The following is a 25171-nucleotide window of genomic DNA, read 5'->3' as shown; positions in this document are numbered from 1 at the left end:
ACGAGACGACAAGGTGGAGAGTGATGGTGTCAGGCAAGATCGGCGGTGCGCCGCCGAGGGCCTTCGGGCTCGCTCCTGCTGCGGCGATGTGCGCCCTGGCCATGGCGGCCGCGGGCTGCGGGTCATCGGGCTCGGACGGGAAGATCAGTGGCGGCACGTCCACCGCGGCGACCGCGACGACCGCGACGACGGTCGACCAGGCGGCGCGCAAGCTGCTGCCGGCCGACGTGACCGCGCGCAACACGCTGCGCGTGGCGACGATGCTCGATTGGCCGCCGTTCACCTACAAGAAGGCTGGGAGCAGCACGCCGACGGGGATCGACATCGACCTGATCACGGCGATCAGCAAGACGCTGGGGGTGAAGCCGGTCATCACGAACCTGGCCGACGGCGGCTGGATTCCAGGGATCCAGAACGGGAAGTTCGACGTCGCTGTCAGCCAGCTGGCGATCAGCCCCGAGCGTGCGGCTGTGGTCGGATTCGTCGACTACATCGGCAACCCGCTGGGGCTCATGGTTCGCCAGGTCGACGCGGACAAGATCGACCCGACCGACCTATGCGGCCAGACGCTTGTCGGCACGACCGGCACGGGTCCGCTGAGCTTCGGCCGCAAGTACTCCAAGGAGCAGTGCGTGGCCAATGGAAAGCCGGCCATCAAGTTCCAGGTCTATGGTGACAGCGGAACGACGGTCCTGTCGCTGGCCAACGGCCGCGGCGCGGGGTTCTTGGTGGACAACGCGGTCGGGACCTACACAGCAAAGACCACCAACAAGAAACTGATCATGGACGAGGGCACGGTCCCGGACTCGGCCACGCGGTCGGGCATCGCGTTCCCCAAGCAGCAGCCGGCGATCGGCGACGCCGTTCGCGCAGCGCTCGTGACGATGGCCAAGAACGGCAGCTACCGGAAGATCCTGGAGAGCTGGGACGTCTCCGCGGAGGCGCTCACGCCCGAGCAGATCAGCGCGACGGAGTCCAGCTAGGACGTCATGACCAGACCTGAGGTGAACACCGCGGTGCGACCGGCGATCGAGCGCCCGCACGAGGTCGTCGAGCACCCGATGGATGCGCAGGTCACGCCCGAGCCGATCAGCGCCGACCCCGTTCGCGGGGTCGGCCGGACGGCCGTCTCGGCGCTGTTGGTCGTCGCGATCGTCTGGCTGGGCTGGACGCTGGTCACCAATGCCGGGTTCCAGTGGGACGTGGTCGGCGACTACCTGTTTGACCCGACCATCATCCACGGCCTCGAGGTCACGGTGTACCTCGTCGCCGCGTCGATGGCCATCGCGATCGTGCTCGGCGTCGCCCTAGGGGTCATGCGGCTGTCCAAGAACCGCTCTGCCTATCTGTTCTCCAGCGGGTACGTGTGGTTCTTCCGCGGCACGCCCGTCTTGGTCCAGCTGATCTTCTGGTACAACTTGGCCACCCTGTTCCCGCGGCTCAAGCTCGGGATCCCGTTCGGCGGGCCCGAGCTGACCTCAGTGTCCAGCAACAAGGTGATGACGCCGTTCGTCGCGGCCTTGCTCGGCTTGGCGCTCAACGAGGCGGCCTACTACGCCGAGATCGTGCGCGGCGGGATCCTGTCGGTCGACGCCGGCCAGACCACCGCGGCCAAGGCGCTGGGCTTCACCCCGAGGCAGACGCTTGCCAAGGTCGTCCTGCCGCAGGCGATGCGGTCGATCGTGCCGCCCACCGGCAACCAGGTCATCGCCATGTTGAAGTACTCGGCGCTGGCCAGCGTGATCGCCGTGGAGGAGCTGCTGCACTCGGCGCAGACCATTTACAACACCAACTTCCAAACGATTCCGCTGCTGATCGTGGCATCGCTCTGGTACCTCGTGCTGGTGACGATCCTGACGCTCGGCCAGCACCAGCTGGAGCGGCGGTTCTCGCGCGGGGCCGCCGACGCGCCCGAGCCGGGGTCCGGGCGCGTGGCGCGGGGCATCGCCCGCCTGCGCGGCGCGAGAACGGAGACGGCATGAGCAGCGTGATGGTGCGCGCCGAGAACGTGCACAAGGCCTACGGCAGGACACCGGTCTTGCGCGGGGTGTCGCTCGACATCCACCGCGGCGAGACGATCTGCATCATGGGCCCGTCCGGGTCCGGCAAGAGCACGCTGCTGCGCTGCATGCAGCACCTGGAGACGATCGATGCCGGTCGTCTCTACGTCGACGGCGAGCTGATCGGCTACCGCGACGTCGGCGGTCGCCTGCGGGAGCTGAGCGGCAAGGAGGTGTGCCGCCAGCGCTCGGAGATCGGCACGGTCTTCCAGCACTTCTATCTGTTCTCGCACATGACCGTGCTGGAGAACGTGGTGGCCGCGCCGGTGGTCGTCAAGGGCGTCGCGCGCGAGAAGGCCGAGAAGCGGGCGCGGGGCCTGCTGGAGAGCGTCGGCCTCGCGCACAAGGCGGACGCCTACCCGCGCAAGCTGTCCGGCGGCCAGCAGCAGCGGGTCGCGATCGCGCGGGCGCTGGCGATGGAGCCCAAGTTGATGCTCTTCGACGAGCCGACCTCGGCGCTGGACCCCGAGCTGGTGGGGGAGGTGCTGGCGGTGATCCGCGATCTCGCCAAGACCGGGATGACGATGGTCGTAGTGACGCACGAGGTCGGCTTCGCCCGCGAGGCGGGCGACAGCCTCGTGTTCATGGAGGACGGGCGCGTGATCGAAACCGGTCCCGCGCGCAAGGTGATCGCCGATCCGCTGCATTCGCGGACGCGCAACTTCCTGTCCAAGATCCTCTAGAAGGTGGGTGCGATGCAGGACCAGGTCCACCTCTCGGTCGTGCAGCTCGTCCCGGTGCCGCTGGCGCCGGAGGCCAACGTCCAGCGGATGGTCGAATGGGTCCGGGACGAGGGCGCGGCGGCCGACGTCGTCGTCTTCCCCGAGCTGGCCACGACCGGTTACGTCCCGCCGGAGCCGACCGCCGCGTTCACGGCGCGCCTGCGCGACGCGTCCGAGCGCGTGCCCGGCCGCCTGACCGATGCGCTGGCGGCGGTGGCGCAAGAGACCCGGACGCACGTCGTCGCGGGGTTCAGCGAGCTCGGCGACGATGGCGAGCTGTACAACTCGATCGTCTGGGTGCACCGAGCCGATGGCGCGCTGCACGTGCACCGCAAGGCGCACCTGTTCCAGCGCGAGCGTGCGTACTTCGCTGCCGGCGACCGCTTCGAGGCCTTCGACACCGACCTCGGCCGCGTCGGGCTGCAGGTCTGCTACGACTCGAAGTACCCGGAGGTCTCGCGTCTGCAGGCCCTCGCTGGGGCCGAGCTGATGATCGCGGTCTTCGCCTACGCGCCGGACCCGGGCGTCCCGGCCGACATCCTGCAGCACCGCGCGGTCGTGCGGGCGTGGGAGAACGGCGCGTTCTACGTGGCCGCCAATCGCCTTGGCCGCGAGGGTGACGACGCGTTCGCGGGCCGCAGCGCGGTCGCCGGCCCGACCGGCCGGATCCTCACCGACCCCGACGACGCCACGGCGCCGGTCGTGCGCGCGGTGCTCGACGCCGGCGACTTCGCCCTGGCCGGGCGCGACGCGCTGCTGGTCGCCGACCGCCGCCCTGACCTCTACGGAACCCCAGGGCCCAACGAAAGGAATCCCTCCCGATGACCTCCACCAACATCGACCGGCCCACCGCAGCGATGACCGAGCTCGCCGAGCTCGGCGTCGCCACGGTCTACGAGGCCTCGGGCCGCCAAGGACTGATCGACGTGCCGCTGATCCGGCTCGTCCCGGGCGCGCGCGTCGCGGGCCCAGCCCGGACGGCCGAGTGCGGGCAGGACGACAACCGCGCGGTGCACGAGGCGATCGCGGCGGTGGAGCCGGGCGACATCCTGGTCTTGACGATGCCGCACCCGCGGCCGGTCGCGCTCGTCGGCGACCTCCTGGCGACGCAGGCCGCCGGCCAGGGCGCGGCGGGGATCCTGGTCGACGGCGCAGTCCGCGACCGCGAGGAGCTGGTGGCGATGGGGCTGCCGGTGTGGAGCCGCCACGTCCGCGCCCGCGGCGCCACCAAGGAGCACCGCGGAGCGGTCGACGTCCCCGTCACAGTCGGCGGGACGGCGATCCATCCCGGCGACGTCGTGGTCCTCGACGCCGACGGAGCGGTCTGCGTGCCGCGCGCCCGGATCGACCAGGTGCTGGAGGCGTCCCGCGCGCGCCTGGAGCGCGAGGCCGAGCTGCGCGTCCGCTTCGAGGCCGGCGAGTTGAGCTATGACATCTACGGCATGCGCGCGGCGGACAGGGCATGAGCGCGAGCGTGCGGTTCGCGCCCGCGGCGCGCGTCACCGAGGTCATCGCGCACTCGCTGCGGCCGTCGACGCGGCCAGGCAAGGACCTGGTCTCGCTGGCCTCCGGCGAGCCCGACTTCGACACCCCCGCACACATCACGCGGGCGCTGGTCGAGGCGATCGAAGGCGGCGCCACGCACTACGGCGCCTGGGACGGTGACCCCGAGCTGCGCGCCGCGCTGGCGGAGACGTGCGGGACGGGCGAGCGTCGGGACCGCGCCGCCGAGGAGGTTCTGATCACCCACGGCGGCAGCGGCGCGCTCGCCGCAGCGCTGCTCGGGACGCTGAACCCCGGCGATGAGGTCATCGTCACGACCCCGACGTACTCGCTCTACGCCGACCTCGCGCGGCTGGCCGGGGCGCAACCGCGCACCGTCCCGCTGACCGAGGGCTTCCGACTCGACCTCGACGCCATCGCGGCCGTCGCTCCCGCGGCGCGGATGATCACGCTCTGCAACCCGGGCAACCCAACGGGCTCGGTCTGCACGGCCGACGAGCTGCGCGCGCTGGCGGCGATCGCCGAGGAGCACGACCTGCTCGTCGTCAGCGACGAGGCCTACGAGCGGATCGTCTACCCCGGCAGCGGCTTCACCTCCGCCCTCGACGTGCCCGAGCTCGCCGACCGGCTGCTCTACGTGCAAACGTTCTCCAAGACCTACGCCATGACCGGCTGGCGCCTGGGCTACCTCTGCGCCCCAGCCGACGTGGTTCGTTCCGCGGCGCTCGTGCACCGCACGTTCGCGGGCCCGCTGAACACCGCGATCCAGCGGGCGGGGCTGGCGGCGGTCGTCGGTGACCAGGGCTTCTTCGCGCCGATGCTCGCCGAGTACACCGAGCGCCGCGAGTTGGTGCTCGACGCGCTCCAGGACATCCCAGGCGTCACCGCGCACCGCCCGGAGGGTGCGTTCTACGTGCTGGTCGACCACCGGGCGCTCGGCACGTCGGCGGAGATCGTCACGCGCGCGCGGGACAACGGGCTCGCCGTGCGCTCGGGCGCGGAGTTCGGCGCAGGGGGCGAGGGCCATGTCCGGCTCTCGTTCGCGACCGACCGCGAACGGTTGGAGCGCGGCCTCGCGCTGCTGCGCGAGACGCTGACCATCGCGGCCGAGCGCTGACGAGCGGGCGCCGAGCCATCAAGGCCGCGATCAGCGTTCGGCGCGCCCGTCCGGGGTACCGACCGTACCGACCTCGCCGAGCGAAGGCGCTCGCCGCAAGACGTTGCCCACGAGCTCGCGCTGCTCCGTGAGCGCGACGAGCAACGCTCGGCGAGTCTTCTCGCGCGAACCTCTGCCGTCTCCGGATGCAGTTGGTGGCGCGACAGAAGGAGCTGGACTTCCGGGATGCCGAAGCGCGGACGCTCCTCCGGTCCGTCGAAGGCTACAAGCAGGCGGTCCTCGAGCAGAAGGAGCTGGGAGCTTCCACTGTCGGGCGCGGCCGTCGCGGTCGCGCTCCGATGGGACCCAGAGGCGGGTACGACCATCGTCGTCGACGGCCGTTCTGCGCTGCGGGACGTGCCGCTGTCGGCCGCCAAGGCAGCCGCGCGGCGCGCGTCGCTGATGCGCGACCCATCGGCAGCGCCAGTACTGCAGTCACTTGTGATCGTCGTCGGAGATGGCGTGCCCGTAGGTCCGGTCGCCGTAGCCCGGGTAGCTGTGCAGATCCGCGGCGTCCTCGACGTAGTCGTCGCTCTCGTCGATGAAGTCGTGCTCTGACGACTGCAGGTCGCCGACCGGCACCGACGCGAACGGACCGGCCCCGGCGCTCAACGACGTCAGGTCGAAAGGCGGAGGGGCCGTCGAGCTCGGATCGCTGGCGGCGAGGTCGACAGGATGGTCCCAGTCCGAGATGACGCGGGATGGTAAGGAAGGGGTCGACGGTTCGAGTCCGTCAGAGGGCTTCGGGGGCGATCCCCGCCACGGCGGGGGGCGGGCTGCCGCCGACCGTCGTGGAGGAGTCGATCACGCCGCTGGGCCGAGACGTCGCGCCCATCCTCCGCGCCAAGCACGTCATCGCAACCACATCAACATGAACGTGGGCGGCTCGTGAGACGGCGCCGGCGGGGTGGACCGCGCGTCGGCGGCTACCGCTCCGGCGCCGCCGCGCCCGCCGCGGCGCACGCGTCGAGCAGCGCGCGGATGGCCGGCCCCGGCGGTCCGTCGGCGACGACGAGCGACGTGACGACCTCCGGTCCGTCGATCGGGAGGAACGCCACGCCGGGCACGTCGGGCAGCGACGGGATGTGCCCGTAGATCGGGGCCCAGCTGGCTGGCCCGGCGCTGATCTCGGCGAGCGTGTTCTGCAGCGTCGAGAACGGGGAGGCATGGACCGGCGCAGGGCCCGCGCCGGCCAGCGCGGAGGTGATGAAGTCATGGAACGCGGCGTTGCGATCCCGCGGCGCCAACCGGACCGGGAGCGCGGCGAGGTCCGCGAGCGCCAGCCGGTCACGGCCGGCCAGCGCATGGTTCGCCGGCAGCGCCGCGACCAGGGGCGTCGTCGTCACCGGGATCAGCTCGAGGCCGTCCGCCACCGCGCGGGCCGCGTGGACGAGCGCGGCGTCGAGCGTGCCGGCGGCGACGGCCGCGACGCGCTCGCGGTAGGGCAGGGTCGTCAACCGGACGCTCACGCCCGGCGCCGACCCGGCGAGCGCGTCGAGGACCCGATGCAGCCACGGGCCGAGACCGCTCGCGGTCGCCAGGCGCAGCTCGGCGGCGTCCCCTGACGCAAGCTCCGCGGCCACCCGTCGCGTCCGATCGGCAGCGGCCAGCACGGCGCGCGCCTCGCTCAGCAGCCGCTCGCCGGCCGCGGTCAGGGTCACGGCGCGCGTCGTCCGCGTGAACAGCGCGACGCCGAGCTCGTCTTCGAGCCGGCGCACCTGCTGGCTGACCGCCGGCTGGACGATGTGCAGCTGCTCGGCCGCACGCGTGAAGCTGCCGGCCTCGGCGACGGCGACGAAGTAGCTCAGCGCTCGCAGCTCCATGTCGGCGATGGGTCTATCACCTCGCGTGATCAATCGCAGAGCGAGGTGGCCCTAGGTCGCCAGGCGGCGAGGCGATTGGCTGCCGGCATGTCCACCATCACGCTCAAGGCGCCCGCGCTCGGGTCGACCGCGATCGGGCTGCGGCTCGGCGCGCTCTTCGGACCGTCGGTGTTCGGCGTCACCGCGGCGAGCGTGGCCCTGCCGCGCGCGGGCGCCGCCCTCGGCGTGAGTCCCGTCGCCGCGACGTGGGTCCTTACCGCGCACGCCCTCGCGCTGGGCGTGGGGACGGCGCTGTTCGGGCGGGTCACCGATGTCGCGGGCGCCCGCGTCACGATGGCCGCCGCCACCGTCCTGCTCGTCCTCGGCGCCGCGATCTGCCTGCTCTCGCCGACCCTGACCGTCCTGGTCGTCGGACGGCTCGCCCTCGCGGCGGGCTCGGGCGGGCTGGTCGCCACCGCGCTGGCGCTCTCCGCCTCGGTGCCCGACGGCCACCGCGTTGAGGTGCTCGGGTGGTTCGGTGTGACGATCGCGGTCTTCGCCGCGAGCGCGACGCTCGCCGGCGGCGCCGTGACCGAGGCGATCGGGTGGCGGCCCACGCTGGTCCTGCCGGCGCTCGCCATCGCCGCGATCCCTTCCTGCCGCGAGCTCGTCACGCTCCGCGAAGCCTCCGGAGCGCCGCTGGACCTCCTTGGTGCGGCGCTGCTCGCCGCGGCCGCCGCCGGCCTCGTCGTCGTCATCCAGGCTCACGCGCTGGCCCTCCCGCTCGTGACGGCGCTGCTCGTCGCCGCGGCGGCAGGTCTGTCGGCGGCGGCGCTGGCGGTCCGGTCGCGCCGTCGCGCGGACGCCTTCGTCCCGTGGTCGCTGGGCGCCGACCGCCGGTTCGTCGGCGCCGCGTTGGCCGGCTTCGGCGTCTACGCGGGGTTCTTCGCGATCGTCTACGCGACCCCGCAGCTCCTGCGCCAGGAGCACGGGTGGGACGTCCTCGCCATCGGCGCGGCGCTGCTGCCCGGCGCGGTGCTCGGCGCCGGGCTGTCACGCGCGGCGGCGCCCCTGGCGGACCGGCTCGGCGGCGCCGGTCTGCTCGCCGTCGTCGGCGGGACGTTCGGCGCGGCGCTGCTCGCCGCGGGCCTGGCGGACGCGCCGCCCGGCGTGCTGCTGTCCGCCGCCGCGGCCGGGTTCGCCGCCTTCGCGGTCACGCAGGTCGTCCTGACCCGTGAGATCGCCGCGCACGTCACGCCCACCCAGCGTGGCGCTGCCGTCGGCCTGCTCAACCTCGCGTTCTTCATCGGAGGAGCGACCGGGACCGCGACCGCGGGCGCCCTGGCCGACTCCGTGGGGCTGGGTGACGCGCTCGCGCTCGTGGCCGCCTTCCCGGCGGCCGCCGTCCTGGCCGCGGGGGCGCTGCGATGAGCGGCGAGCAGACGGTCCTCGTCGTCGGCGCGACCGGGCGCATCGCGGGCCTCGTCGTGCCCGAGCTGGCGCGTCGCGGCGCGCGGGTGCGCGCGCTGGCGCGCGACGACGCGCAGGCCGCGGCGGCGCGCCGGCGCGGCGTCGACGAGATCGCGCTCGGCGACCTGCGCGACCCGGCCAGCCTGCGCGCGGCGGTCCGCGGCGCCGACGGCGTCTTCCACATCGGTCCCGCGTTCGTGCCCGACGAGGCGCAGCTCGGGCTGCACCTGGTGGAGGCCGCCGTCGCCGCCGGGGTGCGCCGCTTCGCCTTCTCGGGCGTCCTCCACCCCACCAACGGCCTGGCCAACCACGCCTCCAAGCAGCCCGTCGAGCAGGCGCTGTACGCGTCCGGCATGGACTTCGCCGTGCTGCAGCCCGCCACGGTGCTGCAGAACATCGCGGGCGCGTGGCCGGCCGTCGTGGAGCATGGGTCGTTCGGTGAGCCGTTCTCAGCACGGTCGCGCGTCGCCCGCGTCGACTACCGCGACGTCGCCGAGGTCGCCGCGATCGCGCTGACCGAGGATCGCCTGGCCTACGGCACTTACGAGCTGGCGGCCGACGGCATGCCCGATCGCCACGCGCTCGCGGCGGCGATGAGCGACGTCGTGGGGCACGCCGTCGTGGCGGTCGAGCCGAGCTTCGAAGCCTGGCGCCGGACGGTCCCGCTGCCCTACACCGAGGAGCAGTGGGCGCTGCTCGCGGCCGTGTACGCCGACTATCACGACCACGGCTCGGCCGGCAACGGCGTGGTGCTGCGCGCGATCCTCGGCCGCGAGCCGCGCACGCCCGGCGAGTACCTTCGCGAGCTTCACCGGGAAGCGCCGCGCCGCTGACCAGCTCGCGCCGCGTCAGCGGCGGAAGCGCGCGTCGTCGCTGCTCGCGAGCTTCGTGATGCGCTTGGGGAGCCGTCGGTCGGCGATGTGGGCCAGCGTCACGGTCTCCAGCACGGCCCGGGCGTTGGCGCGTAGGGCGATCCACACGTCCTGCAGCGGCTCGGCCAGGCCCTCGTAGTTGAGGTTCTCGGGGGCCTCGCCGTGCACGTCGGCGAGTGGGCCGTCGATCGCGCGCAGGACGTCGGCGACGGAGATCGCCGATGCGGGCCGGGCGAGGCGGTAGCCGCCGCCGCGCCCGCGCGTCGTCGCGACGAGGTTGGCGACGCGCAGGTCGTTGAAGATCTTCTTGAGGAAGAAGACGGGGATGTCCTGGGCGCGTGCGACGGCGTCAGCCGACAGTGAGCCGCCCTCAGCGATCGCGAGCTCCACCGCCGCGCGGACCCCGTAGTCGGCCTTGGCGGAGATGCGCACGGCCACATTCTGGACGATCGCGCGACGCGCTGCGCACGTCGCGCGTCTGCTACGTTGCCTAAGTCGATCAACATAGTAGGAAATGTCCACTATCCCAGACACGCCGCTCTCTTCGACGTCGCGATGGCTGCGGATCCGATGCTCATGACCCCAAATATAGACTAAGTTGACCGGTTTAGTCTTCGTCTGCATTGGGCGGAGCCACTTCGCCGCCGACGGCCTGTCGTGCGCGTGGCTGCCCGCGTCGGGTGGCGCGGTCGGCCCGGAGTCCGTCCCCGGCGTCGATCGCGACATCGCGCCCGTGCTGCCCAGCCACGCCGCGCTGCTGGCGCTGCGCGGCACGGTCTACTTCGGCGGCGGCACCACCGGGCCGATCCTCGTGCTGGTGGCGTGGTCGGCCGCGGCGGTGGCGGCGATCGTCGCGGCCCGCGCGCTGCGACGCGCGCGGCGCCGCGCCTGCCCGCCGTCGGGCTGCCCGAGCCCGCCTAGCCGCGGGAGCCGCCGTCCTCAGCCCTCGCCGAAGGCGGCGGCGGCCTCGAGCTGGGCGGCGATGTCGTCACCGGTCACGGCGTCGGCGTGGCTCGTCCACACGCTGGTCGGGTTGTAGGTGATGAGCTTGCGGATCGACGCGCGCGCCTGGTCGGTGCTCCAGTTGGTCGAGGGGTGCGGGACGCGAGCGGGTGCGGGCTGGGCGATCTCGAGGTCCTGGGTGTAGATCGCGTCTCCGGCGATCAGCAGGCCGTCGGCGGCGCGGAAGAGCGCGATCTCGCCGGGGGCGTGGCCGGGGACGTGGATGACCCGCAGACCGGCGACCTCGTCGCCCTCCACGACCGTGCCGGCGATCTCCAGCGGTCCGCTGTCCCATTGGCGGTTGAGCTGCTGGATGCCGTCGCGGACCAGCTCGTTCTCGATGAGGCCGAAGTCCAGGTAGGACTGCGGCCATTCGCCCTGGGCGTCGGGGACTTCGTCGGGGTGGCAGAAGATCGGGGCGTCGAGCTCGGGCGCGCCGCCGCGGTGGTCGGCGTGGGCGTGGCTGAGGACGACCTTGGCGATCGTGCCGCCCGCGGCGGCCAGGATGTCCGGGCCGCTGCCGCGGATGCCGGCGTCGAAGGCGATGACGCCCTCGTCGCTGTCGAGCAGGTACATGTAGCTGAGGAACGGGTGGCCGACCGCGACCTGCCGGACGCCGGGCGCGACGTCGCGGACGTCGGGGGTGGTCGGGGTGGAGGGGGTCTGGTCGCTCATGCGGGGGCCTTCTCGGTCTCGGTCTCGGTCGATGGGGTGGGGATGGCGAGCTGCTCGCCGAGCGCGGGGAGGGCGACGACGACGTCGCGCTCGCGCGCGGCGTCGAGGAGCCGCTCCTCGGCGCCGGCGATCGCTCGGTAGCGCGGCGGGTGGTCGAAGAGCCCGTAGTGGATGGGGACGATCCGGCGGGCGCCCATCGCAGCCGCGGCCGCGACCGCCTGCTCGGGCGTCATCGCGCCGCTCAGCCCGCTGGCCGGTTGCCGGTGCGGGAAGTCGCCGACGGCGCCGTTGATCGGCAGGAACGCCACGTCGATCGGGCCGTGGGCCATCGCGCGGCGCCACCACTCGCCGTGCCACATCGTGTCGCCGGCGTGGACGACCTTGTAGCCGTCGACCTCGATCAGCCACGTCACCTGCGTATCGCCGCTGCCGTCGACGGCGCGCAGCGCGGTGAGCAGGAAGGGCCCCTGGCGCGCGGCCTCGCCCTCGTCGAGCACGAGCGTGGGCAGCTCGTGGGCCGCGAGCTCCTGCTCGGCGGCGCGGGTGCCCGCGACCTCCAGCAGCTCGCCGGTCATCGCCGGCGGTCGCAGCAGCACGCCGTCGGGGCGCAGCGCCCGGGCGATGGCCGCGGCGTCGGCGTGGTCGCGGTGGAGGTGGGTGACGGCCGCGACCCGCGCGCGCCCGGCGTAGGGCAGGTCGGCGAGCGACCCCTGCGGCGCGCCGAGGAACGGCGCCAGCGGCGTGACGTCCTCGAGGAGGTCGATCACGGCGGTGCTGCCGTCGGCGGCCTCGATCTCGATCCCGCACCAGGTGAGGCGGCGGATCAGCATGGGGGAGGGAATGGGGTCGTGGGCACGGGGCCTCCTCGGAGGGGAGAGATGACATGACCGATCGGTCATTAAAATATGACCGTCCGGTCATGTTGACATGACCGTGCGGTCATGTCAAACGCCGCGGAGTCGGGTACGCTGTCGGCCGATGGCCCGGACCCCCGAGACCGCAGCGCGCCCCGAGCGCATCGCCGTGACGCCCCTGGGGCTGCGCACGCGCGCGGCGCTGTTGCAGGGCGGCCGCGTCGTGGCCGAGCGCGACGGCCTCCCCGCGCTCAGCGTGGCGGCCGTGGTCAAGGAGGCCGGCGTGGCCAAGGGCACGTTCTACGTGCACTTCACCGACCGCGACGCGTTCGTCGCCGCCCTGCGCGACGACTCCCGCGCGCGCATCGCCGAGCACGTCTCCGAGCACATCGGCGACCTCGAGCCCGGGATCGAGCGGCTGACGACGGGCCTCACCGCCTACCTCGACGCCTGCCTGGCCAACCGCACGGTCAAGGCCGTGATCCAGGAGGTGCGCGACGACGCCGGCGGTCGCGCGTCGCTGGCGGCGCTGGTCGAGGGCAACCTCCGCGCCATGGGCTGGCACGACGCCCCGAGCGCCGCGCGCCTGGTCGTCGCGATGGCCGTCGAGGTCGCGCTGGCCGAGCACGAGAGCGGGGCCAAGCAGCACGGCGCCCGCCGCTGGCTGCGCCGCCTCGTCGAGCGCGGCTAGGGCCTGGCCGCGTCGAAAAAGGCTGCGCAGGGTCGAACCCGAGGTCTATGCTCTTGAGGCGCTGTCCTCTTGGACGGCGGCGAGATCGTCGCGCCGTGCGACACCATCGAGGTCTGACCCGTCAGGGGCTGCCATGTCGTCCGTTGCAGTCGCGCGACCCCCACCGCGCTCGCCGGACGCGATGGCCGTCCTCAAGGCCGTCACTCCGCGCGGCGCAAGGTGCCGTTGCTGCTGGCCGACCTGCGCGCCCGTCGGGCGGCCACCGAGCGCGGAGACCCGCTCACCGGACGCCGTGGCGCAGCTGCCCGCGGTGGCCTCGGTCGACGACGCGCTCGGCGTGCTCTACGTGTTGGAGGGGGCACGCTGATCGCCCGCCACGCCCGGCAGCGGCTCGGCGTCACGCCGCGCACTGGCGGCGCGTTCTTCGGCCAGGGCCGCCTGCACGCCGTGTGCGCGCCGCTGGCCCGCGCCGGCACCAGCGCCCAGGCCATGGCCGACGCGATCGTCGGGGCGTCCGCGCGCCACGGCGGCGCGGGCAACGACGACGTCGCCGTCGTGGTCGTCCGCGTGGTCGGCGACACCATGGCCTCGCGCTGAGCGGCGATGCGCGAGACTCGAGGGCGTGAGCGGGGATCGGCGCGATCTCGTGGTCGTGGGCGCGGGCATCGTCGCGCTGGCCGCCGTGCGCGAGCTGCTGGCGCGCCGGCCCGGCCTGCGCGTGACGGTGCTCGAGCGCGAGGACGGCGTCGCGCGGCACCAGACCGGGTCCAACTCGGGCGTCGTCCACGGCGGCATCTACTACAAGCCGGGCTCGCTGAAGGCGCGGCTGTGCGTCGAGGGCGCACAGAAGCTGTACGCCTACTGCGACGCCCGCGGGATCCCGTACGAGCGCTGCGGCAAGGTGATCGTCGCCCTGAGCGAGCGCGAGCTGCCGGGCCTCGACGAGCTCCAGGCGCGCGGCCTGGCCAACGGCGTCCCGGGCCTGCGCCGCGTCGGGCCGGCCGAGCTGGCCGAGATCGAGCCGCACGCGGCCGGCGTCGCCGCGCTGCACTCGCCGACGACCGGGATCGTCGACTTCGGCGCGGTCGCGCGGGCGCTGGCGGCCGACGTCCAGGCGGCCGGCGCCGAGCTGCGGACCGGCTGCGCGGTCACCGCGATCGCGCCCGCCGACGGTGGCGTCCGGGTCACGACCGCCGACGGCGAGCAGCTGCGGGCACGCCGCGGCCTGGTCTGCGCCGGGGCGTGGACCGACCGCCTGGCGCGCGCCGCCGGCGCGCCGGCCGACCCGCGCATCGTCCCGTTCCGCGGCGCCTACCTGCGGCTGCGCCCGGAGCGGCGCGCGCTCGTGCGCTCGCTGATCTACCCCGTCCCGGACCCCGCCCTGCCGTTCCTCGGCGTCCATCTGACCAAGCGGATCGACGGCGAGGTGTGGCTCGGCCCGACCGCGCTGATGGTCGGCGCGCCCGACGCCTACAACCTGCGTCGCGTCGATCCGCGCAGCGTCGCCGCGACGCTGGCCTGGCCCGGAACGTGGCGGATGATGCGCCGCCACTGGCGCGCCGGCGCCGGCGAGCTGCGCCTCGGCGCCAGCCGCGCGGCGTTCGTCCGGGCGTGCGCGGCCTACGTGCCGGAGCTCGGCGCCGACGACGTCGTCGCGGGCCCGGCCGGCGTGCGCGCGCAGGCGGTGGGGCGCGACGGCGCGCTGGTCGACGACTTCGTCGTGCACGACGTCGGCGGCGTCCAGTACGTGCGCAACGCGCCCTCGCCGGCCGCGACGTCGGCGCTCGCGCTGGCGGGCCTGCTCGCCGACCGCGTCGCGCCCGCGTTGGCGTAGGTCTTCCGGCGGACCGGGCGTGCCGACGCGCCAAGCTCGCGCCCCGGCGTGATCCGCTGCGCCGCTCGATGCGCAGCCGGACCTATGACCAATTTCCGAATCGAGGACCTCGACCCGTCCGGCGATGTGCGCCAGTCGGCGGACGACGCCGGCGCGTGGGATCCCAGCGGCACGCGGCGCAACCTGCTGCGGCAGGCCGGGATCGGCGGCGCGGCGGTGTTCGGCGTCAGCGCCCTGCTGTCGCCGCTGGACGCGTTCGCGTCGGCGACGGCCGGCCAGAGGGGCGCCTACTCCACGTCGGGCTCGCGGTCGATCCGGCGCGGCAAGGCCAATGCCAACGACGTCAAGATCGGCAACTACGCGTTGACGTTGGAGTACCTGGAGGCCGCGTTCTACGCCGCCGCCGACAAGGCCGGCTATGCCGACGCCGACATCGCCGCCGCCGCCAAGACGCTGGCCGCCCACGAGGCCGCCCACGTCGCGGCGCTCAAGAAGGTGCTGGGCTCGGCCGCCGTCAAGCCGCCGACCGTCAACCTCGACACGGTCGGCAAGCTGCTCGCCGACCAGAACACGTTCATCAAGACGGCCGCCTCGATCGAGCCGGTCGGCACCGCCGCCTACGCCGGCGCCGGCCCCTACATCAACAACCTGGCCATCGTGAAGGCCGCCCTCTCGATCCACTCGGTCGAGGCCAACCACGCCGCCTACACGGCCGCGCTGGTCAAGTTCAAGGGCATCGACACCTCGGCCGACCCGATCCCGAACGCCTTCAACCCGGCGTTCTCCTTCAACAAGACGATCAAGACGGTCTCCGGCCTGAACATCGTCAAGGGCGACCTCCAGCCCTAGCCCGACCCGCATCCGGTGCAGGACGTCGAGCCGCCTCCGGGCGGCTCGACGTCTGCAGATCGCCGTTCAGCTCAGCGGACGACGACCTTGCCGTCCATCCCCGGGTGGATCGTGCAGTGGTAGGTGAACGTCCCGGCCCTGGCGAACGCCAAGGTGTAGGTCCCGGTCTTCTTCGTCGCGCTGTGCCGGCGGGCGAACGTGACGTTGTGCGGCGACGGGCCGTCCTTCCAGATCCAGGTCACCGACGCGCCCTTGGCGATCGTCACGGTGGACTTCTTGAAGGAGATGTCCTTCAGCGTGACCGTCGTCTGGCCGGCGGCCAGGGCGGAGGGCAGCGCCACCGCGCTGCCGCAGACGACCAGGGTGCCGAGGGTGGCGAGCTTCGCGCGTGCGTTCATGGTGGTCATGCGTCGCGCGGAGGCGGGCGGATCAGCGCGTCACGACCCGCGCCCCACGACGACCGCGACGGCGCCGAGCACACCTACGGGGGACGGGCTCCGGCGCGAAGGTCGCCGCGGCCGACTGACCAAGTGCGGTTCGGCACGTCCTCGACCGGCAGGCGAAAACCCGCGTCCGATCTCCGACCGTGTGTCGACCGCTTCGGGGCGTTGCACGCCTACCTTGTGAGGACGCCTCCACCACGTCGTCGCCTCGTCTTCCGGCTCTCCTCCGGACCGGGCGACCGGAGGAGGTGGGTCGCGCGGTCGCCCTGACCCAGCGCCTCGCGACCGAGCACGTGAGGACGCGCGAGGCGCCGCAGGGGATGGACAGCTCCCGGCGGCGCCTCGGTCCTTGCGTCAGCCCTGCGGGAAGCCGGGCGTGCGCAGGACCCGGTCGTCGGCGAGGATCGTCATCGCCTCGTAGCCCTCCAGGCGCAGCGTCCACGCGGGCCCGTCGGGACCGAGGACGAACGCCGCGGTCGAGTACGCGTCGGCGAGCCCGAGGTCCGGGCCGATGACCGTCACCGACAGGACGCCGGACGGCGGCTCGCCGGTGCGCGGATCGATCAGGTGCGCTCCGCGCTCGTAGGTGCCGGACGTGGCGACGGCCTGGTCGGTGACGCTCACGGCGGCCGCGATCGTCGTCCGGTCGCGCGGGTGCTGGATGCCGACGCGCCAGACCTGCTCGGGCAGCGCGCCGCCGCGCACGATCACGTCGCCGCCGGCGTTGATCATGAAGTCGGTCAGGCCCGCCGCGACCAGGAGGTCGCCGCCGCGCTCGACGGCCCAGCCCTTGACGAGCGCGGACGGGTCGAGCCGGCCTCCGGCGCGGTCGTCGAAGGCGCCGCCGGTCTCGCGCCGCAGTCGATCGCAGCGGTCCAGCACCCAGCGCACGTCCTCGCTGGCCTCCCCGAGCGCCAGCTCGCCGCGGTCGATGCGGCGGATCTCGCTGTCGTCGCGGTAGGTGCTGAAGCGGCGGTCGACGTCGTGCAGCCAGGCCGCGAGCTGGGCGGCCGCCGCCCGCGCGACGGGCACGTCGGCGCCGCGGACGTCGAGCGAGACGGCCGTGCCCATGACCTGCTCGACGTGGACGTGGCGTGGGGGCATCGCGTCCGATCATCCCCGAGACGGCGCGCGGCGGCGCGCACGCTCAGGCTCCGCTCAGGGTCGTCTCGGACGATTCTCGGCCAACCGGTCGAGAGTGACCACGGGATGCGTGACGCCAGCCTCTGGATCGACTACCGCGAGCCGGAGCCCGCGCCGGCTGCGGCCGACGCACCGCCGCCGCCCCGGCCGCCGGTCGTCGAGCACGTCCGCCGCGCCGTGCGCCGCCCGCGCCGGCTGCCCGCCCGCCAGCGGCCCCGCGTCGTCGACGCCCTCACCGCGCTCGCCGGTCTCGGCTTCGGCGCCACGCTGGCGCTCGGCGTCAACGCCGAGTCGGCCGGCTCGCTGCGCGCCGACGGCGGCCTGGCGACGGCCGGCGGCCGCGTGGCCGGCCTGGCCGCCGCGTACGCGATGGTGGTCGTCGTGGTGCTCGTCGCACGGCTGCCGCCGCTGGAGCGCGCGACCGGTCAGGACCGCCTCGTCGGCTGGCACCGCAAGCTCGGCCCGTGGCCGCTCTACCTGCTCTGCGCGCACGGCGCGCTGATCACGATCGGCTACGCGCAGGCCGCCCACGACGGGCTGCTGCACCAGCTGGGCCAGCTGCTGTGGACCTACCCGGGCATCGTCGCCTCGACCGTCGCGTTCGTGCTGCTGATGGCGGCCGGCATCACGTCCTACCGCCTCGCCCGCCGCCGGCTCGCCTACGAGACCTGGTGGTCGGTGCACTTGTACACCTACCTGGCGTTGTTCCTGGCCTTCTCGCACCAGGTCGACACCGGCGCGTCGTTCGTCGGCCACCCCTGGGCGCGGCACTGGTGGACGGCGCTGTGGATCGGGACGCTCGTGCTCGTCGTCGCCTGCCGCGTCGTGCTGCCGTTGTGGCGCTCGCTGCGCCATCAGGTGCGGGTGGTCGGCGTCCAGCCGGAAGGGCCCGGCACGTTCTCGGTCCTGCTGGCCGGCCGGCGCCTGGACCGGCTGCCGATCGCCGGCGGGCAGTTCCTGCAGTGGCGCTTCCTGCGTCCCGGGCTGTGGTGGCAGGCGCATCCCTACTCCCTGTCGGCGGCGCCCGCCGGCCGGCACCTGCGGATCACCGTCAAGGACCTCGGCGACCACAGCGCCGCGCTGGCGCGCGTGCCCGCCGGGACGCGCGTGGCGATCGAAGGCCCCTACGGCGCGTTCACCGCCGACGCGCGGCGCGGCGACCGCCTGCTGCTGATCGGCGCCGGCGTCGGCATCACACCGATCCGCGCGCTGCTGCAGGAGCTGCCGGCCGGCGTCGACGTCGAGGTCGTGCTGCGCGGCTCGCGCGCGGAGGACCTCGTGCTGCGCGACGAGGTCGCCAAGCACGTCCGCCGGCGCGGCGGGCGGGTGCACGAGCTGATCGGGTCGCGCGCGGAGGTCACCCTCGACGCGCCGGCCCTGCGCCGCCTCGTCCCCGACATCGCGCGGCGCGACGTCTACCTCTGCGGGCCGGCGGGCTTCGCCGAGCTGGTCGGCGACGCCGCCCGCGCCGCCGGCGTGCCGTCCGGCCGCATCCACCACGAGTCGTTCTCGCTCTGAACAAGGACACCATCTTGCGCCGCGCTCCCATCGTCGTCACCGCCACCGTCGCCGGCATGGTCGCCGTGCTCAACTTCAAGCCGCACGAGCCGGCCCTGCCCACGGCGGCCGCGGCGTCGCCGGCGAGCACGCCGTCGCCCTCGTCGAGCACGCCCAAGACGACCACGCCCGAGACGACGACCACCTCCGGCACCAAGGTCGTCACCGGCACCGCGATCGCCACGCGCTACGGCAACGCGCAGGTCCGCATCACGATCGCCGGCGGCAAGATCACCAGGATCGAGGCGCTCCAGCTCCAGGGCAACGACCCCAAGTCGGTCCAGATCAGCGGTGGCGCCGAGCCGCTCCTGCAGCAGAGCGCGCTGCAGAAGCAGAGTGCCGCGATCGACACCGTCAGCGGCGCCACGATCACCAGCGCCAGCTACGAGGCGTCGCTGCAGTCGGCGCTCGACAAGGCCGGCTTCAAGGCCGCGGACGGCAGCCGCGGGACGTCGACCGTGCCCGACGTCCCGGAGCACGACGACCACGGCGGCCCCGGCGACGGCGACGGCGTCCCGCCCGGGTTCGCCTCGCCGCAGGGCTGACGCTCAGGTCGTCCGGAACTCCGCCCACAGCGGGCGGTGGTCGGAGAGGTAGTAGCGCATCCAGGCGAGGAAGTCGTCGCGGCCGCGCTGCGCGAGCAGGTCCTGGAACAGCGCGCCGTCGAAGTCGAAGACGCTCATCTGCCCGGTGAAGCGCGTCATGGACTCGCCGGGGAAGAACGCGACCTGGTCGTACTGGTTGTCGCTGGCGATCGACGAGCCGATCTGCGACGAGTGCGGCGGCACCACCAGGCCGCGCGAGGTCAGCGCGTCGAAGATCCGGTCGCCCTTGACCGCCTTGGGCAGGTTGAAGTCCCCGAGCGGGACGAGGTCGGGCACGTAGGTGGTCTTGTCCAAGTGGTACTTCTTGGCCCACCACGCCAGCGCGAAGGTCTCGAGCGTGCGGCGCTCGAGGTCGGCCGGCTTGGTCGAGCCGAAGAACAGGTGGACGCTCGCGAGCATCAGCTCGAACTTCCCGGCCTGGAACGTCCCGAGGTACGGGCCGCGGTCGAAGCCCTCGAAGACCGTCGTGGTGCCCGGGAGCCTGATCTGGTCGAGCTTGGCCGGCGGGATCGCGAGCCGGCCGACCTCCTCGAGCTGGGTGACGCGCGCCGTGTCGTAGAAGAACGCCTGGCGCTCGCGGTTGCCCGACGCGTCGGAGAACAGCAGCGCGTAGCCGGCGGGCAGGTGCTTGCGGATCGCCAGGACGCCGTCCAGGTTCGCGTTGACCTCCTGCACGGTGATGAGGTCGAACCAGCTGACGATCTCGGCGATCAGCCGGTAGGCGTCGTCGGTGCGCTCCTGGACGCCGAGGTTGGCGACGTTCCAGGTCGCGAGCACCAGGTTGCCGGCGCGCGGCTTCGGGATCTGCCGGCCCGACTTCTCGTCCCGCCACTTCCGCAGCGCCGCGAGCTGGTCGTCGACGGCGAACGCGTACGCGAAGCGGGGCTTCGGGAACGGGGGCATGAGAACGCTGAGCGTAGCTCACCGCGGTGCTCCGATGGGAAAAGCTCTGCGGCGCCTCAGCGGTCCGGGGCCGACAGGAGCAGGTCGGTCCCGAGCCGCGCCGAGAGGTGGCGGGCGACGAGCGCGCCGCGGACGCTGTTGCCCGCCGCGTCGAGGCGGGGCGCGAACGTGCCCATCCCGCCCTTGCCGGGCGAGACCGTGACGAGGCCGCCGCCGATCCCGCTCTTGGCCGGCAGGCCGACGTCGTAGAACCAGTCGCCGGAGGTCTCGTACAGGCCGGCGGTGACCATGACCGCGAGCGTCGCGTGGCAGGTCGCGGCGTCGACCACGCGCCGGCCGGTGACGGGGTTGACGCCGCCGTCGGCCAGCGTCGCGCCCATCACCGCGAGGTCGCGCGCGGTGACCGACAGCGCGCTCTGGCCGGTGTAGAGGTCGACCGCCTCGGCCGGGTCGGCGTACAGCCGGCCGTAGCTCTGCAGCAGCCGCGCCAGGCCCTGGTTGCGGGCGTTGGTCGCGCGGGCCGAGGCGAGGATCTCCTCGTCGAGGTCCAGCGCGCGGCCCGCGAACGCCGACAGCCCGTCGCGCACGAACGCCCAGCGCTCGGCGACCGTCGCGCCCGGGACGAGGCTCGTCGTCGCGATCGCGCCGGCGTTGACCATGGGGTTGGTCCGGCCGTCCGCGCTGTGCTCCACCGCGGCCAGCGAGTTGAAGGGCAGGCCCGTGCCGTTGACGCCGATGCGGTCGCGCAGCAGGTCGGCGCCGAGGCGGTCGCAGACCAGGGCGAACACGAACGGCTTGGCGACGCTCATGATCGTGAAGGCGTGCTGGGCGTCGCCGGTGGTGAGCACCGTCCGATCCGTCGAGGCCACGGCGATCCCGAACAGGTCGGGCGGCACGACGGCGAGGGCGGGGTAGACGTCGGACGTCTCGCCGTCGGCGATCCCGGCGAATCGCGCGTGCGCCTCGTCGAGCAGCGCCTGGACGTCGGCGGCGGGCGGTAGGCTTCCGGTCGAGATGTAGGGGTCGTCGGGCATCGCGGCTCCGACGCAGCCTACGGCGCGGCCGGCGCGCGCCTGGAGGTGTCGGTGCCGACGGAATCCGGAGCGGGTGCGTGTAGCGAGTACCATCGCTATACCAACGAATCCCGACCGGAATTCCAGCAGGAGGCTTGAAATGGCATTGACCATCGGCGACACCGCTCCCGACTTCGAGGCAGACACCACCGAGGGGCGGATCGCGTTCCACGACTGGATCGGCGACGGCTGGGCCGTGCTCTTCTCCCACCCGCGCGACTTCACCCCGGTCTGCTCGACCGAGCTCGGCTACATGGCGTCGATCAAGCCGGACTTCGACAGCCGCAACACCAAGATCGTCGGCCTGTCGACCGACCCCGTCGGCAACCACGAGAAGTGGGCCGAGGACATCCAGGCGATCGGCGGCACCGCGCCCAACTACCCGATCATCTCCGACTCCGACCACAGCGTCGCCAAGCTGTACGAGATGCTGCCGGCCGACGTCGAGGGCGACCCGACCGAGCGCACCCCGGCTCAGAACGCCACGCTGCGCAACGTCTTCGTGGTCGGCCCGGACAAGAAGATCAAGTTGGTGTTGATCTACCCGATGACGACCGGCCGCAACTTCGACGAGGTCCTGCGCGTGATCGACTCGCTCCAGCGCACGAGCCAGCACGCGGTCGCGACGCCGGCGCAGTGGCAGCCGGGCGACGACGTGATCATCGCCGGCTCGGTGTCCGACGAGGCCGCGCGCGAGAAGTACCCCGACGGCTGGGGCGGCGCGCGCCCCTACATCCGGACCGTCCCGGACCCCGCGGCCTAGGGACTCGGCTGTCGCGCAGCCCCGCCGCCGGCATGTGCGGCGGGGCGCGCGCGCCGATCGGCGTAGGCTCGCTTCCACTATGGAGCACTGGGATCTGCGCACGTTGCCCGTCGATCGGCCCAACCCCGTCGTGCTGCACTCGGCGCGGGGCGAGGCGCGGTCGATCCTGATCGCGCTGCCGGCGGGGGACGAGTTGCAGGACCACCAGGTCCACGAGCGCGCGTACGTCGTGGTCATCGACGGCGAGGTCGACCTGGCCGGCACGACCGGCGGCCCCGGCCTCGCCGCGGTCTTCGACCCCAACGAGCGCCACGCCGTCCGCGCGGTCACCGACGCGCGGCTGCTCATCGTGCTCGCCCCGTGGCCCGGCGACGGCCATCCGGGGGCGAGCGACGCGTAACCCATTTGGGGGGTGCGAGCCCCCCGATGGGCCGCGCTGCGCGACGATGCCGTCCGTGGAACCCGGCACGAAGCGGTCGCAGGCCCGTGGGGCGATCCCGGCGTTGGAGCTGCTCGTCGAGGTCCTCTCGGGACCGGCCGACGCCGATGCCGAGGAGCACTTCTACTCGCACCTGGCCGAGGCCGTCTGCCGCCTGGCCGACATGCGCCGGGCGATCATCTTCCGCTACGACGACGCGTCGCGCCGGGTCCGCGTCGCCGGCGCGCACGGCATCGACCCGGCCGCGTTCAGCCACACGCACATCAGCGTCGAGGTCGCTCCGCTGGCCGCGACCGCGCTGGCCGAGGACCGCGTCATCGAGGTCCTGCCGGGCGAGGAGCACTTCGTCGCGCCCGAGTTCGTCGAGCTCGTCGGCGACCGCCCGCTCGTCTACGTCCCGATCGCGGCGGCCAACCGCTGGCCGGGCGTCATGCTCGTCGAGCCCAACCCGGAGGTCACGCCGCTCGACGACGCGCGCAAGGACCTGCTGTGGACGCTGGGCAAGACGCTCGCGCTCGCGGCGATGGCCCGGATCGCGACCTTCCACGGGGAGCGCGCGCGCCAGCTCGAGGACCGCATAGACCTCGCGCGCGACATCCACGACCGCGTGATCCAGCGCCTGTTCGGCGTCTCGCTCGTGCTCACGCGCCCGCTCGACGACCAGGCCCGCGAGCGCGCCGGTGAAGAGATCCAGACCGCGCTGAGCGAGCTGCGCTCCGCGCTGCAGCGGCCGTTGGGCCGCCCGTCGCGCGAGACCGGGACGACGCTGGCCGCCGAGCTGCAGCGCCTCAGCGTCGAGCACGCCGACCTCGGGCTGCGCGTCGAGGGCGCCGTGCCGGAGGTCCCGACCGCGCTGGAGCCGCTGGCCCAGTCGGTGCTGACCGAGGCCGTCCGCAACGTGCGCAAGCACGCGGTCGCCTCGGAGATCGCGGTGCGCGTGCGGCGCGAGGACGAGGTCTTCGTCCTGGAGGTCTTCAACGACGGCGTGACCGGCCAGCGCGCGCCGGGCGCGCCCGGGATGGGCCTGCGGCTGGCGGCGCTGGAGGCGATCCACGTCGGCGGCGTCGTCGAGTTCGGCCCGCGGCCGAACGGGCGCTGGCAGGTCCGGCTCGCGGTGCCGCTGGAGGCGACGCCGTGAACGGGGCGGCGGCGCCCGACCGCAAGCTGCGCGTCCTCGTCGTCGACGACCACGACGTCGTGCACTGGGGCTTCCGGGTCATGCTGTCCGAGCTGCCCTGGGTCGAGCGCTGCCTGTCGGCGCGCACCGGCGAGGAGGCGATCGCGCTCGCGCGCCGCCACGAGCCCGACGTCGCGCTCGTCGACCTGTTCGTCGGGGAGGAGTCCGGGCCCGAGATCTGCGAGCAGCTCCACCTCGCCCGCCGCGGCGTGAAGGTCCTGCTGATCTCCGGCGCGGGCCGGATCTCGGCCGAGGCGGCGCGCGCGTGCGGCGCGACCGGCTTCGTCCCCAAGGACTGGCCGGCGGTCGACATCGCCCGTGCGGTCCGGATGGTCGGGCTCGGGATGTCGATGTTCGAGCCCGAGGACACCGCCGCCCAGCCGGCCGGGCCGAACCTCACGACGCGCGAGCAGGAGGTGCTCGAGCTCGTGGCGACCGGCGCGACGAACCGGGAGATCGCGGCGGAGCTGCACCTCTCGCCGCACACGGTCAAGGAGCACGCCAGCGCGATGTACCGGAAGCTGGAAGCGCGCAACCGGGCCGACGCCGTCCTGCGCGCGCAGCGGCTCGGCATCCTGGGCTGACCGGAGTCGGGGGGTCGCCGTCCCCCCACGTGGGGGGTTCCTTTGCGGACCACGCCCCCAGCCGCCAGCCTCGGGGTCGTGCTCTCCGCCTCCCGCACCGCCGTTCTCTTCCCCGGCCAGGGCAGTCAGACGCCCGGCATGCGCGACGACGTCCGCCCGGACCTGCTCGACGCCGTGATCGAGCTGGTCGGCGACGACCCGTTTGCGCGCGTCGATGAGTCGACCGCGTTCGCCCAGCCCGCGATCTTCTGCGCGTCGCTGTCGAACTGGACGCGCCTCGCCGACCGCGTCGACCCCGTCGCGCTGGCCGGCCACTCGCTGGGCGAGATCACCGCCCTCACCGCGGCGGGCGCGCTCGACGAGCTCGACGCGCTCAAGTTGGTGGTCTTGCGCGGCCGGCTGATGGCCGAGGCCGGTGCCGCCAGCGGCGGCGGCACGATGCTCGCCGTGCTGCGCGGCACGCCCGCGCGCGCCTCCGCGCTGGCCGCCCGCCACGGCGTGACCGTCGCCAACGACAACGCGCCCGACCAGGTCGTCCTCAGCGGCGCTCGCGCGGCGCTGGAGGGCGCCGGAAACGACGCGCGCGCCCAGGGCCTGCGGGCGATGATGCTCGACGTCGCGGGCGCGTTCCACTCGCCGCAGATGGCCGACGCCGTCGCGCCGTTCTCCGCGGCGCTGGCCGCCACCGAGTTCCGCGCGCCGCGCGTCAAGGTGGTGTCCTGCGCGACCGCCGCCGCGTTCACCGACCCACGGGTCGAGTTGGCCAAGGCCTTGACGTCGCCGGTCCGGTGGCGCGAGACGATGGCCGCGCTGGCCGCCGACGACATCGCGACCTTCGTCGACGCCGGCCCCGGCCGCGTCCTCGCCAAGCTCGCTCCGCGCACGGTCGCCAACGCCGCGGCCGCCTCCGCCGCCTCGCTCCTGGAGCCCGCTGATGTCGCCGCTTAGCTCGCTGGGGCTCGCAAGCGGTTCGCCGCTTAGCTCCCCCAGGACG

The 25171-nt window shown here is 73.5% G+C and carries 29 protein-coding genes; 20 read left to right on the top strand and 9 right to left on the bottom strand.

Translation table 11 applies throughout. The features are described 5' to 3' along the window. Positions 1-23: 23 nt before the first annotated feature. Genes DSM104299_RS25435 through DSM104299_RS25410 form a run of 6 tightly spaced genes read left to right on the top strand, consistent with a single transcriptional unit; the run spans position 24 to position 5402 of the window. Entirely contained in the window at positions 24-983 is a 960-nt protein-coding gene (locus DSM104299_RS25435; protein ID WP_272474471.1) for a transporter substrate-binding domain-containing protein, read from the top strand. Between the two features lie 6 nt (positions 984-989). Next, entirely contained in the window at positions 990-1982 is a 993-nt protein-coding gene (locus tag DSM104299_RS25430) for an amino acid ABC transporter permease (RefSeq protein ID WP_272474470.1), read from the top strand. After that, a complete protein-coding gene (locus DSM104299_RS25425) occupies positions 1979-2743 on the top strand; it encodes an amino acid ABC transporter ATP-binding protein (RefSeq protein ID WP_272474469.1) in 765 nt (254 codons plus the stop codon). Before DSM104299_RS25430 ends, DSM104299_RS25425 begins: the two co-directional genes overlap by 4 nt. A 12-nt stretch (positions 2744-2755) precedes the next feature. Further along, on the top strand, positions 2756-3607 hold the full coding sequence (locus DSM104299_RS25420; RefSeq protein WP_272474468.1) for a carbon-nitrogen hydrolase family protein: 852 nt from the start codon (positions 2756-2758) through the stop codon (positions 3605-3607). Then, positions 3604-4248, top strand: coding sequence for a 4-carboxy-4-hydroxy-2-oxoadipate aldolase/oxaloacetate decarboxylase (locus DSM104299_RS25415; RefSeq protein ID WP_272474467.1), 645 nt, complete (start codon positions 3604-3606; stop codon positions 4246-4248). Before DSM104299_RS25420 ends, DSM104299_RS25415 begins: the two co-directional genes overlap by 4 nt. After that, positions 4245-5402, top strand: a complete 1158-nt coding sequence (locus DSM104299_RS25410) for a pyridoxal phosphate-dependent aminotransferase (protein WP_272474466.1) — start codon at positions 4245-4247, stop codon at positions 5400-5402. Before DSM104299_RS25415 ends, DSM104299_RS25410 begins: the two co-directional genes overlap by 4 nt. A 474-nt stretch (positions 5403-5876) precedes the next feature. Here the strand turns inward: DSM104299_RS25410 and DSM104299_RS25405 are convergent, their stop codons facing one another. Then, positions 5877-6053 carry a hypothetical protein gene (locus DSM104299_RS25405; RefSeq protein WP_272474465.1) on the bottom strand — a complete coding sequence of 59 codons (177 nt, stop codon included), beginning with the start codon at positions 6051-6053 and terminating at the stop codon, positions 5877-5879. A gap of 314 nt (positions 6054-6367) precedes the next feature. Then, positions 6368-7264 carry a LysR family transcriptional regulator gene (locus DSM104299_RS25400; RefSeq protein ID WP_272474464.1) on the bottom strand — a complete coding sequence of 299 codons (897 nt, stop codon included), beginning with the start codon at positions 7262-7264 and terminating at the stop codon, positions 6368-6370. 87 nt (positions 7265-7351) lie between these two features. Between DSM104299_RS25400 and DSM104299_RS25395 the strand changes: the two genes are divergently transcribed. Together DSM104299_RS25395 and DSM104299_RS25390 are read left to right on the top strand one after the other, a co-directional pair. Beyond that, complete coding sequence (locus tag DSM104299_RS25395; protein ID WP_272474463.1) at positions 7352-8674, top strand: MFS transporter; 1323 nt, start codon at positions 7352-7354, stop codon at positions 8672-8674. Beyond that, entirely contained in the window at positions 8671-9546 is an 876-nt protein-coding gene (locus DSM104299_RS25390; RefSeq protein WP_272474462.1) for an NmrA family NAD(P)-binding protein, read from the top strand. The genes DSM104299_RS25395 and DSM104299_RS25390 overlap by 4 nt, the downstream gene beginning before the upstream one ends. A 15-nt stretch (positions 9547-9561) precedes the next feature. Here DSM104299_RS25390 and DSM104299_RS25385 read toward each other — a convergent pair whose 3' ends face one another. Continuing rightward, positions 9562-10017 carry an RrF2 family transcriptional regulator gene (locus DSM104299_RS25385; RefSeq protein ID WP_272474461.1) on the bottom strand — a complete coding sequence of 152 codons (456 nt, stop codon included), beginning with the start codon at positions 10015-10017 and terminating at the stop codon, positions 9562-9564. A 166-nt stretch (positions 10018-10183) separates the two neighbouring features. Between DSM104299_RS25385 and DSM104299_RS25380 the strand changes: the two genes are divergently transcribed. Then, complete coding sequence (locus tag DSM104299_RS25380) at positions 10184-10624, top strand: hypothetical protein (RefSeq protein ID WP_272474460.1); 441 nt, start codon at positions 10184-10186, stop codon at positions 10622-10624. Here the strand turns inward: DSM104299_RS25380 and DSM104299_RS25375 are convergent. Both DSM104299_RS25375 and DSM104299_RS25370 read right to left on the bottom strand, forming a co-directional pair. Further along, positions 10525-11262 (bottom strand): MBL fold metallo-hydrolase, encoded by a 738-nt coding sequence (locus DSM104299_RS25375; protein ID WP_272474459.1) that lies wholly within the window; start codon positions 11260-11262, stop codon positions 10525-10527. The genes DSM104299_RS25380 and DSM104299_RS25375 overlap by 100 nt on opposite strands. Continuing rightward, entirely contained in the window at positions 11259-12092 is an 834-nt protein-coding gene (locus DSM104299_RS25370) for an MBL fold metallo-hydrolase (protein WP_272474458.1), read from the bottom strand. Before DSM104299_RS25370 ends, DSM104299_RS25375 begins: the two co-directional genes overlap by 4 nt. A 148-nt stretch (positions 12093-12240) precedes the next feature. Here DSM104299_RS25370 and DSM104299_RS25365 point away from each other — a divergent pair, with 148 nt between their 5' ends. The 4 genes from DSM104299_RS25365 to DSM104299_RS25350 all read left to right on the top strand — a co-directional run bounded on the left by DSM104299_RS25365 (position 12241) and on the right by DSM104299_RS25350 (position 15490). After that, positions 12241-12807 carry a TetR/AcrR family transcriptional regulator gene (locus DSM104299_RS25365; protein ID WP_272474457.1) on the top strand — a complete coding sequence of 189 codons (567 nt, stop codon included), beginning with the start codon at positions 12241-12243 and terminating at the stop codon, positions 12805-12807. Positions 12808-13032: 225 nt separating this feature from the next. Next, on the top strand, positions 13033-13404 hold the full coding sequence (locus DSM104299_RS25360; protein ID WP_272474456.1) for a hypothetical protein: 372 nt from the start codon (positions 13033-13035) through the stop codon (positions 13402-13404). Between the two features lie 25 nt (positions 13405-13429). Further along, positions 13430-14641 carry an L-2-hydroxyglutarate oxidase gene (gene lhgO / locus DSM104299_RS25355; protein WP_272474455.1) on the top strand — a complete coding sequence of 404 codons (1212 nt, stop codon included), beginning with the start codon at positions 13430-13432 and terminating at the stop codon, positions 14639-14641. 84 nt (positions 14642-14725) lie between these two features. Beyond that, on the top strand, positions 14726-15490 hold the full coding sequence (locus DSM104299_RS25350) for a ferritin-like domain-containing protein (RefSeq protein WP_272474454.1): 765 nt from the start codon (positions 14726-14728) through the stop codon (positions 15488-15490). Between the two features lie 71 nt (positions 15491-15561). Here the strand turns inward: DSM104299_RS25350 and DSM104299_RS25345 are convergent, their stop codons facing one another. Both DSM104299_RS25345 and DSM104299_RS25340 read right to left on the bottom strand, forming a co-directional pair. After that, positions 15562-15888: a cupredoxin domain-containing protein gene (locus DSM104299_RS25345; protein WP_272474453.1), complete on the bottom strand. Its 327-nt coding sequence runs from the start codon at positions 15886-15888 to the stop codon at positions 15562-15564. A gap of 399 nt (positions 15889-16287) precedes the next feature. Then, positions 16288-17037, bottom strand: coding sequence for an FAD:protein FMN transferase (locus DSM104299_RS25340; protein WP_272474452.1), 750 nt, complete (start codon positions 17035-17037; stop codon positions 16288-16290). Between the two features lie 105 nt (positions 17038-17142). Here DSM104299_RS25340 and DSM104299_RS25335 point away from each other — a divergent pair, with 105 nt between their 5' ends. Next, positions 17143-18594: a ferredoxin reductase family protein gene (locus tag DSM104299_RS25335; RefSeq protein ID WP_272474451.1), complete on the top strand. Its 1452-nt coding sequence runs from the start codon at positions 17143-17145 to the stop codon at positions 18592-18594. A gap of 14 nt (positions 18595-18608) precedes the next feature. Further along, positions 18609-19178 carry an FMN-binding protein gene (locus tag DSM104299_RS25330; protein WP_272474450.1) on the top strand — a complete coding sequence of 190 codons (570 nt, stop codon included), beginning with the start codon at positions 18609-18611 and terminating at the stop codon, positions 19176-19178. Between the two features lie 3 nt (positions 19179-19181). On the opposite strand, the gene DSM104299_RS25325 is transcribed toward DSM104299_RS25330, so the two are convergent. Continuing rightward, positions 19182-20141 (bottom strand): endonuclease/exonuclease/phosphatase family protein, encoded by a 960-nt coding sequence (locus tag DSM104299_RS25325; protein WP_272474449.1) that lies wholly within the window; start codon positions 20139-20141, stop codon positions 19182-19184. Positions 20142-20197: 56 nt separating this feature from the next. Next, entirely contained in the window at positions 20198-21175 is a 978-nt protein-coding gene (glsA, locus tag DSM104299_RS25320) for a glutaminase A (RefSeq protein ID WP_272474448.1), read from the bottom strand. A gap of 139 nt (positions 21176-21314) precedes the next feature. Between glsA and DSM104299_RS25315 the strand changes: the two genes are divergently transcribed. From DSM104299_RS25315 to DSM104299_RS25295, 5 genes are all read left to right on the top strand, one after another. Further along, complete coding sequence (locus tag DSM104299_RS25315) at positions 21315-21977, top strand: peroxiredoxin (RefSeq protein ID WP_272474447.1); 663 nt, start codon at positions 21315-21317, stop codon at positions 21975-21977. 79 nt (positions 21978-22056) lie between these two features. After that, positions 22057-22377 carry a cupin domain-containing protein gene (locus DSM104299_RS25310; RefSeq protein WP_272474446.1) on the top strand — a complete coding sequence of 107 codons (321 nt, stop codon included), beginning with the start codon at positions 22057-22059 and terminating at the stop codon, positions 22375-22377. A 55-nt stretch (positions 22378-22432) separates the two neighbouring features. Beyond that, positions 22433-23554 (top strand): GAF domain-containing sensor histidine kinase, encoded by a 1122-nt coding sequence (locus tag DSM104299_RS25305; RefSeq protein ID WP_272474445.1) that lies wholly within the window; start codon positions 22433-22435, stop codon positions 23552-23554. Next, positions 23551-24177 carry a response regulator transcription factor gene (locus DSM104299_RS25300; protein ID WP_272474444.1) on the top strand — a complete coding sequence of 209 codons (627 nt, stop codon included), beginning with the start codon at positions 23551-23553 and terminating at the stop codon, positions 24175-24177. Before DSM104299_RS25305 ends, DSM104299_RS25300 begins: the two co-directional genes overlap by 4 nt. 78 nt (positions 24178-24255) lie before the next feature. Then, positions 24256-25125 carry an ACP S-malonyltransferase gene (locus DSM104299_RS25295; RefSeq protein WP_272474443.1) on the top strand — a complete coding sequence of 290 codons (870 nt, stop codon included), beginning with the start codon at positions 24256-24258 and terminating at the stop codon, positions 25123-25125. Positions 25126-25171: the final 46 nt, after the last annotated feature.

Origin of the sequence: Baekduia alba, assembly GCF_028416635.1 — a bacterium.
Classification (GTDB): Bacteria; Actinomycetota; Thermoleophilia; order Solirubrobacterales; family Solirubrobacteraceae; genus Baekduia; species Baekduia alba.
The sequence above is the reverse complement of the archived record's forward strand: the minus strand, read 5'-3'. Positions and strand labels throughout refer to the sequence as shown.